Consider the following 17,098-nt stretch of genomic DNA (forward strand, 5'->3'; position numbering starts at 1 on the left):
CGTGATCACCCGATTCGACGAGTGGGGGGTCGACGAGCGCCAGTACTGGCTGCGCGGCATCGAGCCCGAGAAGGCCGTCGGCCACGACCCCGAGACCCGGATGTGGCACGTGTACGGCCACCCCGAGAACGTGCAGCTGCTGAGCAAGCCGAAGGTGTTCTCCTCGAACCTGCAGCGGGTGATGGGCGCCGAGATCGGCGGCGACAACCCGGAGGAGACCTACGACGAGCTGCTGTACCTGGACCCGCCGGACCACACCCGGCTGCGCAAGCTCGTCAGCCACGCGTTCACGGCCAAGGTCGTCGCCGACCTGGAGCCGAAGATCGCGGCCCTGACGCACGAACTGCTCGACGAGGTCGCCTCGTCGGACCGGCTCGAGCTGGTGAGCGAGCTGGCCTACCCGCTGCCGGTCACCGTGATCTGCGAGCTGCTCGGCATCCCGGCCGGCGATCGCGACCTGTTCCGCAAGCAGGCCGAGTCGCTGATGCCGTCCACTTCGGACGACGTCCAGCTGGTCGGCCGCTTCGAAGGCCAGGAAGAGGTCACGAAGACGGTCATCCAGCGGCACCGGGAGTTCGCCGAGTACCTGCAGCAGTTCGTCGACGACCGGCGGAAGAAGCCGCGCGAAGACCTGCTGAGCGGGCTCGTGCACGCCGAGGTCGACGGGGAACGCCTGACCGGCAAGGAAGTCGCGAGCCTCGTCGACACGCTGCTGCTCGCCGGGCACCTCAACACCACGATGATGCTCAGCAACACCATCCTGTGCCTGGACGCGCACCCGGAGGAGTTCCGGCGCACCCGCGAGGACCGGTCGCGGCTGCCGGGCGTGGTCGAGGAGTCGCTGCGCTACCTGCCGCCGTTCTCGGTGACCTCCCGGGTGACCGCGGTCGAGACGGAGCTCGGCGGCGAGACGATCCCGGCCGACCAGCTGGTGATGGTGTGGATGGCCACGGCCAACCGCGACCCCCGCGTGTTCGACGCGCCGGCGGAGTTCCGCCCGGAGCGCCACCCCAACCCGCACCTGACGTTCTCGCGCGGCATCCACTTCTGCGTCGGCGCCGGGCTGGGCCGGCTGGAGGGGCGCGTCGCCCTGAACACGCTCCTGGACCGCTTCCCCCACCTGGCCACGATTCCCGATGAACCGCCGCAGTTCATCCGCACCGACCAGATGTTCAACGCGCACACGCTGCCGCTCGCCGTCTCCAGCTGAGCGGCTCCTACGACGGGAGGAGTCACGCAACTTCCGAGAACTTCCAGGCACAGCCCGTGTATCCGACCGCACCACACGTCAAGGAGAGCTTCATGACCACCGAGTCGCTGCCCAAGCCCGAAGAAGTCGGCACCTTCTACGACGCGACCAACGACCTGATGACCCAGTTCCTGGGTGGGAGCACGCACTACGGCTACTGGACCGGTCCGGACGACGACAGCACGTTCGAGCAGGCGGCCGACCGGCTCACCGACATCCTGACCGGCAAGCTCGGCGCGACGGCGGGCGAGAAAATCCTCGACGTCGGCTGCGGCCAGGGCAACCCGGGCGTGCGCACGGCGGTCCGCACCGGCGCGGACCTGACCGGCATCTCGATCAGCGCCCGGGACGTCGAGGTCTCGAACGCCCGCGCCGAGCGCGAGGGCGTCGCCGACCGGGTGCGTTTCCAGCGCGCCGACGCCATGGAACTGCCCTTCGAAGACAACTCCTTCGACCACGTCTTCGCGCTCGAGTCGATCGTCTGCGTGCCGGACCGCGTCCAGGCGCTCAAGCAGATCGCGCGGGTGATCAAGCCGGGCGGGTTCGTCGCACTCACCGACTTCAGCGACCGCGACGCCGCGGCCAACGCGCAGAAGAAGAAGGACCTGGAAGCGGTCGGCGAGTCGTGGCACACCGCGCCGCTGGTCACGGAGGCGGACTACGAGACGTTCGCCGCCGCCGCGGGCCTGGAGGTCATCGAGGTCACCGACATCACCCTCAACACCAAGTACACCGAGGAGCGGTTCTACGGGCCGCTGCGCGAGTACGCCGCGACCCACGACGTCCCGCCGGAGATCACGCAGGTGCTGGAGATCGCGCCCAGCCCGGAGGAACTGAAGGCGATGAGCGACGGCGCCCCCTCGGTCGGCGTGCTCCTCGTCGTCCTGCGCAACCCCGCCTAGGACGCTTTCCGGCTGGAGGCCGGGCTTTCCGGCCTCCAGCCGGTCCCGCGGCAAGACCACAGAAAGGAAAACGCACATGTCCGAGGACCACGCCGCCCGCGCCGCCCGCGCTGTCGCCGACACGCCGGAGGTGTCCGCGCCGCCGGCCCCGGACCCCCGGCGCTGGGTGCTGCTGGCCGTGGTGGTCACCGCGCAGCTGCTGGTGGTGCTGGACGCCACGGTGATCAACATCGCGCTGCCGTCCGCGCAGAACGCGCTGCACATCTCCGACGCGGACCGGCAGTGGGTCATCACCGCGTACACGCTCACCTTCGGCGGGTTGCTGCTGCTCGGCGGGCGCGTCGCGGACTACGCCGGCCGCAAGCGCGTGTTCCTGATCGGCCTGGCCGGCTTCGCGGTGGCGTCCGCGCTGAGCGGCGCGGCGACGACCGGGTGGATGCTGTTCGTCGGCCGCGGGCTGCAGGGGGTGTTCGGCGCGCTGCTCGCCCCCGCCGCGCTGTCCCTGATCACGGTCACCTTCACCGAGATGGGGGAGCGGGCCAAGGCGTTCGGCATCTTCGGCGCGGTCAGCGGCGCCGGTGCCGCGGTCGGTGCGCTCGTCGGCGGCGTGCTCACCGAGTACGCCAGCTGGCGCTGGTGCCTGTTCTTCAACATCCCGGTGGTGGCCATCGCCTTCGCCTTCGCGGTGCCGAACATGCGGGAGAGCAAGATCGAGGGTCGCGCGCGGTACGACGTCGCGGGCGCGCTGCTCGGCACGGTCGGCCTGATCGCCCTGGTCTACGGCTTCACCACGGCGGCCGGCGAGGGCTGGGGCTCCGGCCTGACGCTCGGCCTGATCGCGTTCGCGCTGGTGCTGCTGGCCGCGTTCGTCGTGGTCGAGGCGAAGGTGCGCGCCCCGCTGCTGCCGCTGCGGGTGGTGCTCGACCGCGACCGCGGCACCGCCTACCTGACGTCGGTCCTGCTCGGCGTCGGCAGCATGGGCATGTTCCTGTTCATGATGTACTACGTCCAGCAGACGCTCGGGTATTCGGCGCTGCAGGCCGGGATCGTCTTCCTGCCGTTCCCGATCTGCGTGGTCCTGACCGCGACCTACACCGCGAAACTCCTGCCCCGGTTCGGGGCGCGGGCGCTGATGACGCTGGGTGCGGCGCTGGCCGCGGTGGCCGTGCTGGCGCTGACCCTGCTGGAGCCGGATTCGTCGTACTTCGGCCTGATCCTGCCGGTGCTGGTCGTGATGAGCGTCGGCATGGGGCTGGTGTACACGCCGATGAACAACGTCGCGCTGAGCGGGATCGACTACGCCGACGCGGGTGTCGCGAGCGCGCTGGTGAACACGTCGCAGCAGATCGGCGGTTCGCTGGGCACGGCCCTGCTCAACACGATCTTCACGACATCGGTCGCGTCCTACCTCGCCACCACACCGGGCGACGCGGTGGCGGCCACGATGCACGGCTACCACGTGGCGTTCGCGGTCAGCGCGGTGCTGCTGGTGGCGAGCGCGGTGCTGGTCTGCGCGTTCGTCCGGGCGCTGCCGAAGACCCCGCGCGTCACCGCCTGAGCCCGACCCGCCGGTGATGGTCCACAGTGGACCGTCACCGGCGGGTTCGGCCGGCCGTTACCGCTGCGGCCCTGACCGCGGGGCCACTTGGCGCGACCTGCGGCACCCACGATGCCGGCGCCGTGGCTTCGTCGTGGTGCTCAGCCACGCCGTCGCCACGGACGACTCGGCGACGGGCGAGTCCGCTGCCATGACCTCCTGCCGACCGGTCAGCGGTCGCGCCACTCGCCGCTCTCGGTGAGGTAGGCGCCGGTGGGCCGCAACGTCGTCCTGGCAAGGGCGTTGAACCGCTTCGTGTTCCCGTCCCACTTCGCGAACAACGGAAACAGCGCGGAGCGGTGTGCGCGGTAGGCCACCACGATCTCGTTCACCTTCTGCACGGCGCCCGCACCGAGGATCACGCTGTGCTGCAGCGCGTTGGTCCGCCGGGCGGCGAGGTCGGTGTCGTCCGCCATCACCTCGTCCTCGCCGCGCGCCCGCTGGACCCGGCCGGTGACGCCGTAGCGGATCTTCGGCGGGTCCTCCGGCCGCCGGCTCACGTCGACCAGCGTCGTGTGCATGTCACTGCCCTGGGCGAACCGGAGGTGGGTGAACGAACTGCGCTTGATGCCCAGGTCGGTGCCATCCGGGTCGCGCAGGGTCGTGATCGCGTGGAAGATCTGCGCGTCGTCCTCGGTGGGCACCGGCATGAACACCACGATGGAGTCCTTGTACGGCTTGAGCTGGCCAAGAACGGTCAGCGGCTCTTTTGTGCTGTCCAGCAGCGTCGCGCTCAGGTCGTGCAGGCCGAGTTCGTACTTGCGGCGGCGGCCGGTCTCGGGGTCGAAGAAGTTCGTGGGCTCCAGCCGCGCCAGGATGCCGCCGGCGCCCCGGTCCAGCACGATCTCGCGGCTGCGCGCCGCGTTCCGCCGGTCGAACTTGTTCTGCACGGTGAACGTGCCGCCCATGACCGACGTCGACCCGATCTGCCGCGCCGACATCCGGTTCTGCGCGAACGCGGTCTGCCAGGTCTCGGCCGCCTCGGCGTCGCGCACCCGCGACCACCACGCGTCGATCTCGTGCTTGCGTTCGGCCCACGTGTCGCCGGCGCCGCCCAGCTTCGACCGGCCCAGCCGGAGCAGTTCGGCCTCGGTGGCCGCCTGCACGGCCGCACGCTGCTCGGCCTTCTCCTTCTGCTCGGCGATCCAGCGGGGGTCGTTGCGCTGCTGGAGGACGACGTCCATGTCCTTGAGCGCGACGTCCTCCACCCACGGCGCCCGGCCGCGACCGAGGATGCCGCGCAGCTCGGTCAAGTGGGGGACGGACAGATCCGACGTGGACGCCAGGTACTGCATCACCATGACGCCGTCGACCATCTTCTGCTCGCCGGTCGTCACCAGGGCCGCGAACCTGGCCTTGTCGCCGTCCTGGATACCCTTGCCCCACGCCGAGCCTTTGATCAACATCTATGGTCCGCTCCTCGTCGCCACGTGCCGGTCAGCCGTCACGGAATCGCCGGGGACCGCGCTTCCGTTAACTGCCGTTCGGACAGATAACCCGATCGGCCGAGTCGTGCTACCCCGTATGCAGTCGGTCCGACACCACGATCGGGGTCCACGACTGCCTGCGGGACCCAGCGGTTCGCCGGTCGACGGCTGGTAGTAGTTGCCGAGTGACCCGTCGGGGGTCGGTCGCAGACACTGCGCGCGCAGCTCACTGTCCCGTTCGACCGGCCCGCGCCGGCCGAACGCATGTCGGCGACGAGGCGTCGGCCGAGCTGGACGTGCTGTTCGGGTTCGATGACGATCCGGCCGACGAGGCCACCAGCTACGGCGGCACGTGCCGCCCCTAGTCAATCACGGCAATGGCTTCGACTTCGACCAAAAGATCGGGGGAGTACAAGGCGGCGACGCCTATCAGCGTTCCTGGCGCGTGGAGCGTAACGCCGAGTTTCGCGAGGGCCCGATCACGACCCTCGGTAACCAGTTTCATTTTGTCCATGCTCCAATCAGTGACATAGGTGGTCAGCTTCGCGACGTTGTCGAACGAGCCGCCCGCTTCGGCGAGCGCCGCGCCGACGTTGAGAAAGCATTGCTCAACTTGTGCGGCGAGATCACCTTCGCCCACCAAGGTTCCGTCCGCGTTCCAGGCGACCTGGCCGGCCATGAACACAAGTTTCGATCCGGTGGCTATTGAGACCTGCCGGAAAAAGCCCACTTTCGGCAGTTCCTTGGGGTCGATCAAGCTGATGGTCATGTCTTTCGCCAATCTGTAGTGGGGCGCACGAGCTGCAGGCTGCGGTGACGGCATTGCCGCTGCGGAACGGCGGGCCCGCAGGTGAGCTCGCTTGCAACGCCGTCCCGCCAGCTGTGGTGGTGACGGCCGGCGCGGGCTCGGATGACGCAGGCGTTTGAGGACTCGGATTACGGCGACCGAGAGCACCAGCGCCAACTCGATGCCGGCGATGACGTGGTGCGAAGTCGCGCACCGCCGTCAGAGGCCTGGCTGAACTTCATCGATCCAGCGGTCGACGCGATCAGCCTCGCGTCTCAAAAGCTCCGGTGAGGCCGTGGCATGGGAGAGGACCGCGGTCCCCTGGTAGGCGGTGATCATCTCGACGGCGAGCTCATGAGCGTCGCTGCGTCCCATTTCCCGGAACTGCTGCTCGGCCCCGTCGACGAGGGCTTGCATCAGCTTGGCCGAATGCGGCTCTGGGCCCGTCACGCGCTTGGAGAGCTCGGTGCAGAGAGAGCCGATGGGGCAGCCGCGCTGCGCAATCATCTCGGCTTCCTCCGACAGTGATCTGAACAGTGCCTTGAGTCGATCGGCCGGAGCGTCATGCCGCTCGGCCAAAGCCGCATACGTTGACTCGATCTCTGCTATCCGCATGGAGACGACAGCATCGACGATGTCGTCCTTCGCCTTGAAGTAGTAGTACACGTTGCCCAGGGGAACGCCGGAAGCAGCAGAGATGTCGGCGATCGTCGTCCGCTCCACTCCCTGTTCGTAGAACACCTGAGAAGCACCGGCGATCAGTCGGTCTCGCTTCCCTCGGCGCTCCTGAGCTCGTGATCCGCCCTCAGTCATCGCTTCGGTCACCTCGCTCAGCATCAGGCTGTGTGTCAGTCACCTAACTTACTGTAGACGACGCCGTCGTGTCCGGCTAGTGTGTTAGTTGACTGACTAACTACGGAGGGCGCCCATGAGCCGGTATGCACGCAAGAAGGTTGTGATCAGCCTGGCTGGGCCCACGGAAGGTGCGAGGGCATCACGATGAGCGCAGTCCCGGTGAAGACCGTGCTGATCACGGGCGCCAACGCCGGAATCGGCAAGGATGTGGCCCGGCAGCTGGCATTGCGCCCTGAGGTGGCGCGGATCTACCTGGCGTGCCGGAACCGAGATCGGGCGAGCGAGGCCAAGGCCGAACTCGAAGCGAAGACCGGCCGGAACATCTTCGAGATCGTCCTCATGGACGTCGCCGACCCGGGTTCGGTCCGCGCCGCCTTGGCCAGCATCAACGGATCCCTCGACGCGCTGGTCATGAACGCCGGCGGAGTCGGCGGCCGGACGCCGACGGCTTTGACCGCCGACGGGGTCACCACAGTCTTCGCGGTGAACGTTCTGGGTCACGCCGTCCTGCTCGAGACGCTCCTGGCCGAGGACCGGCTCGGCGAGGTGGCGGTCTACGCCGGAAGCGAAGCGGCCAGGGGAGTCCCGAAGTTCGGGATGAAACGGCCATCGTTCGTCTCGACCTCCGCCAATGAACTCGCGACCGTCATCAACGGCAGCTACTTCGCGGACAGAAAGCCCGACCGCAACCTGGCCCACGGGCAGGTCAAGTACATCGCGGCCCTGTGGATGGCCTACCTGGCCCGCCAGTACCCCGGCCGACGATTCATCACCATGAGCCCTGGTAACACGTCCGGCACCGAAGGGCCCAACGATATGGGCCTCCCGCTGCGCCTGGCGGCCAGATACGTCATGCCAGTCCTGAAGATCTCCCACAAACTTGAGGTGGGCGCAGGGCGACTGGTCGACGGTGTCACCGATCCCACCCTGTCGAGTGGTGTTTTCTACGCCAGCGCCGCCAACACGACCACTGGTCCCCTGGTCGACCAGGCGGACATCTTCCCCGACCTGGCCAACCCGTCCTTTCAGGATCACGCTAACGAGGCCATCCACCGCTTTATCGCCTAAAGACATTCGTGCAATGGTCTGAAACCAACTGGACGCCCCGGCGTCGCAAGGAGAACACCCATGGATCGGTACAAAGGTAAAAAGGTTGTCATCATCGGCGGCACCAGCGGCATAGGGCTCGCAACGGCGAAGATGCTCCTCGACGGAGGTGCGCGCGTTCTGGTGACCGGGCGCTCGCAGGCAGGCCTGGATTCGGCCCAGGAGGAGATCGGAAAGGACGCCATCGTGGTTTCGAGCGACGCGCGTTCGCTGGCGGACCTCGACGCTCTCGCCGATCGGGCGAAGGCGGAGTTCGGCACCTTGGATCTGCTCTTCGTCAACGCCGGGTTCAGCCTCTTCGCCCCCCTCGAGCAAACGACCGAGGCGACCTTCGACGAGATGTTCAACCTGAACGCCAAGGGCCCGTTTTTCGCCGTGCAGAAACTTTCGCCGCTGATCACTGACGGCGGTTCCATTGTCCTCACGACCTCGACCGCAAACGTCAAAGGGATGCCCCTGCTCGCCGCATATGGAGGAGCCAAGGCTGCGCTGCGAAACTTCGCTCGGATGTTCGCTGCCGAGCTTCTTCCCCGGGGGATTCGCGTCAACGCGGTATCACCCGGCCCTACCGACACGCCGATCGCCGGCAAGTCGATGCCCGACAAAGATCTGGAAGCCCAGGTCACCGCGCAGCTGCGTGAAGCCAATCCGATGAAGCGCTTCGGAACGGCGGAGGAACTCGCCACGGCTGTCCTCTTCCTCGCTTTCGACGCGACCTTCATCACCGGCCTCGAACTTCCGGTCGACGGGGGCTGGTCGCAACTCTGAGGCTGCCTCGGCCGGCGGCGGCACACGCCTTCGGAGAGAGGGCGTGTGATCGCCATCGGACGCGATCAAGGAGAGGCCGACATGCAAAGGTAACTGATCAGGTTGCTCGAGTTCGGTGTGAGGCTCCGCGATGGCGTTCTCGGCATCCGTGGGTTGACTCGGAATCCGGACTCACGGCAGCGGCCACCGCCCCGGTGATGGCCGACGGCGGCTATCAAGGCAACCCCGCGGTCCGTCATACCCTACCGCAAACCTCGCGACGGCAGCGAACTCCCAGACTGGCAAGAGGATCTCAACGCCACCCACCGCAAGGTCCGCGCTCGCGTCGAACATGTCCTGGCCCGGATGAAGAACTTCAAGACCCTCCGCGACCACCGCCGCGCCGCCGGCACGCTCGCCGACATCTGACGGCACGCTCGCTCCGCGACTGGACATGAACGACCGGTTGCTCACGATTGTCACTTCAGCGGACCTGCGCCGCAGTGCGGATAGCTGGGAGCAAGTCCCGCGCGAGGAGCAGTGCCGCGTGAGGTCAGTGGATTCCAGGGGTGCTTGGCGAGCCTGTAGCGGAGTTCAGAATGTCAGCAGCGCTGGCCGCCGAACCCGTGGACGTGGTCGATGACGCGGAGAGAGCGCCATCGTCTGCTGTGCAGATCTGCAAGCTCGGCCTGCCGATCTGCCTCCTTCCGGGCTGACCCGCAACCACCTAGCGTGGTATCCGAACCCGCTACTGGGCCAGCCGGGTTCGGGCGCAAGGCCACGTATGGCTCATCGACCGATGTGCTGCGGGTTGCGTGTCGTCGACTTCGCGAACAGGTGGGTGGCCGGCAACGTCAGGCGTGCAGCACAAGGTCGCCCCACCCGCCTGACCTCGTACCCGGCGCTCGCAAGCCGAGGACCTACGAAGGGAACCAAACGCATGACCACCTCTACTTCGCTGAAGAAGGTCCTGATCACGGGAGCCGGAACAGGCTTCGGATACGAGGTGGCCATGCGCCTGGCCGAGAAGGGTTTCGACGTCGTGGCCGCGGTCGAGATCTACGGTCAGGTGCAAACCCTCAAGCGACAGGCAGCTGAGCGAGGCGTCACGTTGCAGGTCGAGAAGCTCGACGTCACCAACGACGGGGATCGACGCAAGGCGCTGGACTGGGGCATCGAGATCCTCGTCAACAACGCCGGTATCGGCGAGGGTGGGTCCACCGTGGACATTCCTGCCTGGAACATCCGCCACCAGTTCGAGGTCAACGTCACCGGGCCGCTGCTGCTCACCCAGGGCATCGCCAAGCAGATGGCCAAGCGCGGCACCGGCCGCATCATCTGGGTGTCCTCGCGCGAGGGGCTGAACGTGAACCCCTTCACCGGCATCTACGCCGCATCGAAGCACGCAGTCGAGGCTATCGCCGAGAGTATGAAGGACGAGCTGCAAGAGTTCGGCGTTGAGGTTGCGACCATGAATCCGGGGCCGTTCCTGACCGGATTCAACGACCGGATCTTCCAGACCTGGGAGGGTTGGGAGGATGACCCGTCACAGCGCCTTTTCGACTACGCGAAGCTCGCCTTCCCGCGCGCGCAATTCAACCCGGAGCCGGTGTACGCGACGCTCACGGCGCTCGCAGCAGGCGAGATAGACAGCTACCGCAACCTCGAGCCCAAGTCGATGCTCGAAGAAACGAAGAGCCTGATCGACGCACCGTGGAGCAAGAAGACCACCGACGGTCTCGGAGAACGCAACGACGGCATCCAGAAGGCGTTCGACATGACTCCCGAACAACTTCGAGACGATCAGGAACCCATCCCCGCGCTGCCGTCTCGGCCAATCGACGACTGAGCCACCCGATGAGCAGTCCGTCTTCCGGCCCGCGCCAATTCCCGACCTGAAGCGGCGAGGACAACGCGCCCGGCCCAACGGCCTGCCACATCCATTCGAGGCCAAGGCCGGTGACATCGACGATCCGCCCAGCTACCAAAGGGTCCCAACAGTCCAGAGTCTCGAGGTTTCCATGAACGCTCATGCCGCCGATAAAGCCCAGATGGTTCTGCGCGACTCGCTGCGCAACCGCGGAACCGCGTTCAGCGAGGAGCAGCGCCGTACCCTCGGTCTCGTCGGCCGGCTCCCGTCTGCGATCGAATCGCTCGACGAGCAGGCAGGCCGCTGCTACGAGCAGCTGTCGCGCAGGCCGACGGCCATGGACAAATTCATCTACCTCGACATGCTGCACGACCGCAACGAAGTCCTGTACTTCAAGATTTTGACCGACCATCTCGCCGAGCTTCTTCCGGTCGTGTACGACCCAACGGTCGGCGAGGCGATCAAGGATTGGAGCCGCGACTACCGCGTCTCGCAGGCCGTCTTCCTCTCTGTGGACCGCGTGGATGACATTCGCGAATCCTTGCAGTCCTTCGGATTGGGTGCCGAAGACGTCGACCTCATCGTCTGCAGTGACGCCGAAGAGATCTTGGGCATCGGCGACTGGGGTGTCAACGGTGTCGACATCTCTCTCGGCAAGCTCGCCGTCTATGTCGCAGCCGCCGGCATTCACCCAGGCCGGGTCATCGCGGTCAACCTCGATTGCGGAACGAACAACACGGCGCTGCTCAACGACCCGACCTACCTGGGCAACCGTCATTCGCGGGTGGCCGGTGAACGCTACGACCAGTTCGTCGACGACTACGTCAAGCACGCGGCCGAGCTGTTTCCGAAGGCAATCCTGCACTTCGAAGACTTCGGCCCGGAGAACGCCCGACGCATCCTGGACGAGTACCGCGACGAGTACCGGATCTTCAACGACGACATGCAGGGCACCGGCGCCATCGTGGTGGCCTCCGTGTTGTCCGGGATGAAGGTCACCCACCAGGGATTCGCCGACCAGCGACTGGTCGTCTTCGGCGCGGGCACAGCCGGCTCGGGGATGGCCGACCAGCTTTCGGCCGGCATGGTCCGCGACGGGTTGTCCGAAGAAGAGGCCAAGAAGCGGGTCTGGCTCATCGACAAGCAGGGCCTGATCATCGACGACATGCCGGACTTGCCGAACTACCAGCAGGTGTACGCCCGCCCCGCCGCCGAGGTGAGCGACTGGACCAGGACGGACGGCCGGATCGATCTGATCACCGTGGTGCAACAGGTCAAGCCGACGATCCTCATCGGAACCTCCACGGTGCACGGTGCGTTCACCGAAGAGGTCGTGAGCGCGTTGTGCGACGGGGTCGAGCGACCGATACTGCTGCCGCTGTCGAACCCGACCGAACGCATCGAGGTGATGCCCCAGGCCGCGATCCGGTGGTCCGACGGCAGAGCGCTCGTCGCGACCGGGATCCCGGCCGACGCCGTCGAACACAACGGCACCACCTTCACGATCGGACAGGCGAACAACGCGCTCCTGTACCCCGGTCTCGGCCTGGGCGCCGTGGTTTCCGGTGCCACCCACGTCACCGACGGCATGCTGCTCGCCGCGGCCGAAGCGGTCGCGTCGCAGGTCGACCCGACAGCGCTCGGCGCCTCACTGCTGCCTCCGGTGGAGAACCTGCGTGCCTCGTCGGCGACCGTCGCCTACGCCGTCGCCCAAGCCGCCGTCCGCGACGGTGTGGCCACCCAGGAGCACGACGACCTCACCCAAGCCGTGCAGGACGCGATGTGGCAGCCCGTCTACTCGAACGAGCAGGACGTCTGATGGTGCGCAAGAGCGAGGAGCTCACCCTGCGGGAGGTCCCCATCGGCACCGGCTCCACCGGTAAGCGCACCGAGACCGATTCGATGGGCGCCATCGAGGTCCCCGCCAACCGGTACTGGGGCGCGCAGACCCAGCGGTCGTTGATTCACTTCTCCATCGGTGACGACCACATGCCCAAGGCCGTCTACCACGCCTACGGCTACGTCAAGAAAGCCGCCGCGCTGGTCAATCACGCCGCCGGCCGCATCGACGACGCGCGCAAGGACGCCATCGTGCAGGCTGCCGACGAGGCGATCGCGGGCCATCTCGACGCCCACTTCCCGCTCTACGTCTGGCAGACCGGCTCCGGTACCCAGTCGAACATGAACATCAACGAGGTGCTCGCCAACCGCGCCAGTCAGCTGCTGGGCGGGGAACTCGGCACGAAGACACCGGTGCACCCCAACGACCACGTCAACCTGGGCCAGTCCTCGAACGACACGTTCCCCACGGCGATGCACATCGCGACGATGCTCAAGATCCGCGGCAGTACGCTGCCGCAGATTCGGGCGCTCGCCGACGCCATCATGGTCAAGGCACAGTTGTGGGTCGATGTCGTCAAGACAGGCCGCACCCACCTTCAGGACGCCACCCCCGTCACAGTCGGTCAGGAATGGTCCGGCTGGGCGGTTCAGATCCGGCAGGCCGCCGACCGTCTCGCGCAGAGTCTCGGAGGGCTTTGCGATCTGGCGGCAGGTGGAACCGCGGTCGGAACCGGGCTGAACGCCCCCGACGGGTTCGCCGAAGAGATGGCCGCAAAGCTGGCCGAACTGACGGACGCGCCGCTGCGGACGGCGCCGTCGAAGTTCGCGGCGCAAGGGTCCCTGGACGCGATGGTCGCGGTCTCGGCGGGCTTGCGTGGCGTCGCCGTCGCCCTGATGAAGGTCGCCAACGACATGCGGTGGTTGGCGTCGGGACCTCGTGCCGGGCTGCACGAACTGAAACTCCCCGAGAACGAACCCGGGTCCTCGATCATGCCTGGCAAGGTCAACCCGACCCAGCAGGAGGCCATGGTCATGGTGTGCCTGCAGGTCATCGGCGAAGACGGCATCGTCGCCGCCGCAGGATCCCAAGGCAACTTCGAACTCAACGCCATGCGTCCCATCATCATCAAAGGCCTCCGCCATCGCGCACAAGGCCAATGACGAAGGCAGCACGCTACGGGAGGCCGCCCTCGCCGAAGGTGTGGACGCGGACGAGTTCGACCGGGTGGTCGACCCGAAGTTGATGGTCGGCGACCCACGTCGTGATCTTGCGATCAGCGAGACGAGCTTGATGCCACCTTCTGTGAACGCATGACAGCCTTCGGTGCGCAGCCGCCAGTACTGGCCGCTAACCCACGGCATCGCGCCGACGCCCCGTGAACGACGAGCCATGCGGCGTCCACCCAATCCAGGGGAAACGGCGGTGGGGTGAGGGGCGTTGAACGGGACGGCTTAAACGTCCGCGGTCATGGCCGCCGGCGGGTCAGCGTGCCAAATGAGCTCATCCTGGCGGTTGTGAACCTCCCGGAGCAGCGCCTCGCGCACCACCCGCACCTCCCGCCGAGTCAACGCTTCTCGCCGCGCGGCCAGCGTGACCGGCACCCGCGGGAGCGGCACCGCAGCAGCGATGGGACGTAAGTCCGGCGCGGTGCCGGCCATGAACTTCGACAGCAGCGCTATCCCGACACCACGCCTGGTTGCTTCGAGCTGAGCGAAAATATTCGTCGAGCTGAACCGCACTACGGCGTTCGGGAGGTATCTGCCCAGGTCCACCTCTCTTACCCTCTGCATAGCATCGACGAAGAAGATGAGCGGATGGCGCTCGAGCTCCTCGAACGAGACCGGATCGCCGTGCTCCGTCAGGTACGTCTCGCTCGCAAAGAACCCAGAATCGTAATCACAGAGTTTCTCGGTGACCAATCTCGTGACCGGCGGTTGCCCGAGCGTGATGCCGAGATCGAAGGTCGACTCGCGCAAGGCGAGTTCACGTGCACCGGTGATGAGTTCCACGTTCAGGTCCGGGTGTTTTGCCTGCACTCGGGCAATGGCCGGAACGACGAACCGGGTTCCGAAACCGTCTGCGGCGGTCACCCGAACGGTGCCGGTGAGGGCGTCGGCCTCGGTGCCGGCCACGGCACGAATCGCACGGTCCACCGCCTTCTGGACAGTTCGGGCGTGCTCCACCACAGCGCGACCGGTCTCGGTCAGCTCCCACCCTTCGAGGCCACGGTCGAAAAGGCGCGCACCGAGTGCGTTCTCCAAGGCGCGAAGGCGCCGCGAGACCGTGGTGTGATCGACGCGGAGAAGCTTCGCGGCGGTCATCAGGCGGCCCGTGTCAGCCAAGGCAGCCAAAAAGCGGAGGTCGTCGGCACGCACGTCCTTGCCGTGGATGTGCGAGGTCACGCGGGAGTCGCCGGTCGGTGCTGGTTTTGCTGCGCGAGGGCGCCGACCGGAGCCGGCTGGTGTCCGAGGACGACGTCGTACTTCCTGTGCGGCACGTCCTGGCGGTATAGCTGGGCGGGGTAGGCCCGGGTGTAGCGGGCGTTGGCGTGTGGGAACGCCCCGAAGGTGCCGAATGTCGTCTTCGGGAAGCGTGGTGCGAACAATGGGGCGGTGAGCGGCTCAGGCTCGACGCCGGCGGTGGTGTCGGACAGGAACTCCTGACGCGCGCCTTCCCGGCCCGGCTTGGCCTCGAGGTGGATGTGGTACGTCTTGTGGCCGGAAGTGTTGTCCTCGCAATGCATGACGAACCCGGGGTGTTCGTGATCGTCGCGGTTCAGGCCGGGAATTGGCACGGGACCGGGAGATACAGAGCTCGTCGGGTGGATCCTTCGTGGATTGGCGGACATCAACCCAGGCTAGGCCGACTGACTGCATCCGGCGACCCAAGCCTCCTGATCGGCCACCCGACCACCTCCCTGGCCACCGCGGTCGCCAACGCCTTGCGCTGACCCCAGGTGCCGCGAACCCGGCCGGCGCCGGGGCAGATCCAGGTCCGGATTTCCGCCGCGTCGCTGAATCCGACCGACATCCGCCTGCCGGGCGGGGGATGAGGTGTTCGGCGAAGCGGTACCCCGCGCCACGCGCGTGGTGGTCAGTGCCAGCCGGCCGTCGCTGAGCACCGGTTCGCTCGCCGAGTTCGCGGTCTTCGAGGCGGACACCCCGCTGATCACCCATCGACCGGCCGGATTGCCGGCGGCGGACGCGGCAGCGCTGGCGATGAGGGGAACGGCCGAAGTGAAGCAGGACGAGACCGGGTCGGGGCCGATCGCCTTGACGGACTGGGTATCGGGGGTGATCAGTTCGACCCTTGAGGTGACCGAGGGAATTCCGCCGCGGCCTAGGGGGCGGCCCGCAGGCCGCCGGCGGACAACTCGGGGGTGGCGGTCATCGACTCTCCCTTGTGGACGGATGAGACGGGGCTGGGGTCACCAGGTGACCGGCAGGTCGTGCAGACCGCCGGTGAGCCGCTCGGTGTGCAGGCGCAGCCGGCCGGCGTCGACCGCGAGCCGGAGGTCGGGCAGGCGGGTGAACAGCGTGGTCAGCGCCACCTTGAGTTCGGTCCGCGCCAGGCTCGCGCCGATGCAGTAGTGCGCCCCGTGCCCGAAGCTCAGATGGGCCGCGCCGGCGGGCCGGTCGGGGTCGAAGGCCTCGGGGTCCGGGAAAGCCGCCTCATCGCGGTTTCCGGCCAGCGTGGCGATGATGACCGCGTCCCCGGCAGCGATCTCGACGTCGCCGACGGTGATGTCCTCGCGGGCGTAGCGGGCCAAGCCGAAGTTCTCCGGCGCGGCCAGACGCAGGATCTCCTCGACGATGTGCGGGCGGCTCGCCGGGTTGTCGACCAGCCGCCGGCGTACCTCGGGGTTCTCCAGCAGCAACAGGGCGCCGATGCTGATCCGGTTGACGGTGGTCTCGTGTCCCGCGAAGAGGACGCCGGCGACCACGTGGGTCAGCTCGGCATCGGTGAACGCGGGATCGTCGCGCTGGGCCTGGACGAGATCGGTGATGACGTCCGGGCCGGGGTCCCGTCGCTTGACGTCGGCGAGCTCGCCGGCGTAGGCGAGCAGTTCGACGATCGCGGTGAAGGGGTCGTCGCCGGTCATGGTCGCGGAGCGTTCGGACAGGTCCTTGAAGTGGTCGCGGTCGCTGTAGGGCACTCCGAGCAGCTGGCAGATGACGAAGATGGGCAGCGGCAGGGACAGGGCTTCGTGCAGGTCGACGACCCGGCCGGCCCCGCCCGCGGCGATCATGTCGTCGAGCAGGGAGTCGGCCAGCTGCTGCATCCCGTCCTCGAGGTGTCGCATCCGGCGCGCGGAGAACGATGGCACCAGGACCCGGCGCAGGCGGGCGTTGAAGGCGGGCTCGGCGTCGAACTCGCCGACCGGTCCGCCGTTGAACCCCGAATTGGAGATCCGGGGAGCTGTTTCCGGTTCGCGGTGGGAGCGGCCCAGTCGCGGATCGTTGAACAGCGCCCTGGCTTCGGCGTAGCCGGTGACCAGCCAGGCCGGGTCCCCGGCGGGCGTCATCGCGCGGGCGATCGGGTGCCGGGCCCGCAGGTCCGTCCAGACGGGTCCGACGTCGAGGACCGCCGGGCGGTCGAACGGCAGTCGGGGCAGGTTCGCGGTGTCGGTCGTCATGGGCAACTCCCAGAGGCGGCTCTTGCTGACCTCCGGCAGCCTAGCGCTAAGTGGCACGTGCATGTCACTTAGCATGCT

15 protein-coding genes and 1 pseudogene are annotated in these 17,098 nt (G+C 67.3%); 10 read left to right on the top strand and 6 right to left on the bottom strand.

What is annotated here, in order from left to right; all coding sequences use genetic code 11:
- Nucleotide 1: 1 nt before the first annotated feature.
- The 3 genes from OHS18_RS46390 to OHS18_RS46400 all read left to right on the top strand — a co-directional run bounded on the left by OHS18_RS46390 (nt 2) and on the right by OHS18_RS46400 (nt 3,709).
- On the top strand, nt 2-1,210 hold the full coding sequence (locus OHS18_RS46390) for a cytochrome P450 (protein ID WP_328615083.1): 1,209 nt from the start codon (nt 2-4) through the stop codon (nt 1,208-1,210).
- A gap of 92 nt (nt 1,211-1,302) precedes the next feature.
- The gene (locus tag OHS18_RS46395; protein ID WP_328615084.1) at nt 1,303-2,151 is read left to right on the top strand and encodes an SAM-dependent methyltransferase; all 849 of its coding nucleotides are present in this window, start codon (nt 1,303-1,305) and stop codon (nt 2,149-2,151) included.
- A gap of 76 nt (nt 2,152-2,227) precedes the next feature.
- Nucleotides 2,228-3,709 (top strand): MFS transporter, encoded by a 1,482-nt coding sequence (locus OHS18_RS46400; RefSeq protein ID WP_328615085.1) that lies wholly within the window; start codon nt 2,228-2,230, stop codon nt 3,707-3,709.
- A gap of 209 nt (nt 3,710-3,918) precedes the next feature.
- Here OHS18_RS46400 and OHS18_RS46405 read toward each other — a convergent pair whose 3' ends face one another.
- From OHS18_RS46405 to OHS18_RS46415, 3 genes are all read right to left on the bottom strand, one after another.
- Nucleotides 3,919-5,154: a hypothetical protein gene (locus tag OHS18_RS46405; protein WP_328615086.1), complete on the bottom strand. Its 1,236-nt coding sequence runs from the start codon at nt 5,152-5,154 to the stop codon at nt 3,919-3,921.
- A 382-nt stretch (nt 5,155-5,536) separates the two neighbouring features.
- A complete protein-coding gene (locus tag OHS18_RS46410; RefSeq protein ID WP_328458171.1) occupies nt 5,537-5,944 on the bottom strand; it encodes a RidA family protein in 408 nt (135 codons plus the stop codon).
- Nucleotides 5,945-6,181: 237 nt separating this feature from the next.
- On the bottom strand, nt 6,182-6,787 hold the full coding sequence (locus tag OHS18_RS46415; protein ID WP_328615087.1) for a TetR/AcrR family transcriptional regulator: 606 nt from the start codon (nt 6,785-6,787) through the stop codon (nt 6,182-6,184).
- Nucleotides 6,788-6,976: 189 nt separating this feature from the next.
- Here OHS18_RS46415 and OHS18_RS46420 point away from each other — a divergent pair, with 189 nt between their 5' ends.
- The 7 genes and pseudogenes from OHS18_RS46420 to OHS18_RS48690 all read left to right on the top strand — a co-directional run bounded on the left by OHS18_RS46420 (nt 6,977) and on the right by OHS18_RS48690 (nt 13,698).
- Entirely contained in the window at nt 6,977-7,885 is a 909-nt protein-coding gene (locus tag OHS18_RS46420; protein ID WP_328615088.1) for an SDR family NAD(P)-dependent oxidoreductase, read from the top strand.
- Nucleotides 7,886-7,945: 60 nt separating this feature from the next.
- On the top strand, nt 7,946-8,692 hold the full coding sequence (locus OHS18_RS46425; protein ID WP_328615089.1) for an SDR family oxidoreductase: 747 nt from the start codon (nt 7,946-7,948) through the stop codon (nt 8,690-8,692).
- Between the two features lie 182 nt (nt 8,693-8,874).
- Nucleotides 8,875-9,100, top strand: a pseudogene (locus tag OHS18_RS46430) (transposase family protein); the annotation flags it as partial.
- 511 nt (nt 9,101-9,611) lie between these two features.
- Complete coding sequence (locus OHS18_RS46435) at nt 9,612-10,520, top strand: SDR family oxidoreductase (RefSeq protein WP_328615090.1); 909 nt, start codon at nt 9,612-9,614, stop codon at nt 10,518-10,520.
- Nucleotides 10,521-10,692: 172 nt separating this feature from the next.
- The gene (locus tag OHS18_RS46440) at nt 10,693-12,360 is read left to right on the top strand and encodes an NAD-dependent malic enzyme (protein ID WP_328615091.1); all 1,668 of its coding nucleotides are present in this window, start codon (nt 10,693-10,695) and stop codon (nt 12,358-12,360) included.
- Entirely contained in the window at nt 12,360-13,544 is a 1,185-nt protein-coding gene (locus OHS18_RS46445; protein ID WP_328615092.1) for a class II fumarate hydratase, read from the top strand. Before OHS18_RS46440 ends, OHS18_RS46445 begins: the two co-directional genes overlap by 1 nt.
- A complete protein-coding gene (locus OHS18_RS48690; RefSeq protein WP_442875456.1) occupies nt 13,525-13,698 on the top strand; it encodes a hypothetical protein in 174 nt (57 codons plus the stop codon). Before OHS18_RS46445 ends, OHS18_RS48690 begins: the two co-directional genes overlap by 20 nt.
- 137 nt (nt 13,699-13,835) lie before the next feature.
- On the opposite strand, the gene OHS18_RS46450 is transcribed toward OHS18_RS48690, so the two are convergent.
- The 3 genes from OHS18_RS46450 to OHS18_RS46460 all read right to left on the bottom strand — a co-directional run bounded on the left by OHS18_RS46450 (nt 13,836) and on the right by OHS18_RS46460 (nt 17,020).
- Nucleotides 13,836-14,786 (bottom strand): LysR family transcriptional regulator, encoded by a 951-nt coding sequence (locus OHS18_RS46450; RefSeq protein WP_328615093.1) that lies wholly within the window; start codon nt 14,784-14,786, stop codon nt 13,836-13,838.
- Nucleotides 14,783-15,232: a hypothetical protein gene (locus OHS18_RS46455; RefSeq protein WP_328615094.1), complete on the bottom strand. Its 450-nt coding sequence runs from the start codon at nt 15,230-15,232 to the stop codon at nt 14,783-14,785. The genes OHS18_RS46450 and OHS18_RS46455 overlap by 4 nt, the downstream gene beginning before the upstream one ends.
- 579 nt (nt 15,233-15,811) lie before the next feature.
- Complete coding sequence (locus OHS18_RS46460; RefSeq protein WP_328615095.1) at nt 15,812-17,020, bottom strand: cytochrome P450; 1,209 nt, start codon at nt 17,018-17,020, stop codon at nt 15,812-15,814.
- Nucleotides 17,021-17,098: the final 78 nt, after the last annotated feature.

It is taken from the genome of Amycolatopsis sp. NBC_00355 (assembly GCF_036104975.1).
Classification (GTDB): domain Bacteria; phylum Actinomycetota; class Actinomycetes; order Mycobacteriales; family Pseudonocardiaceae; genus Amycolatopsis.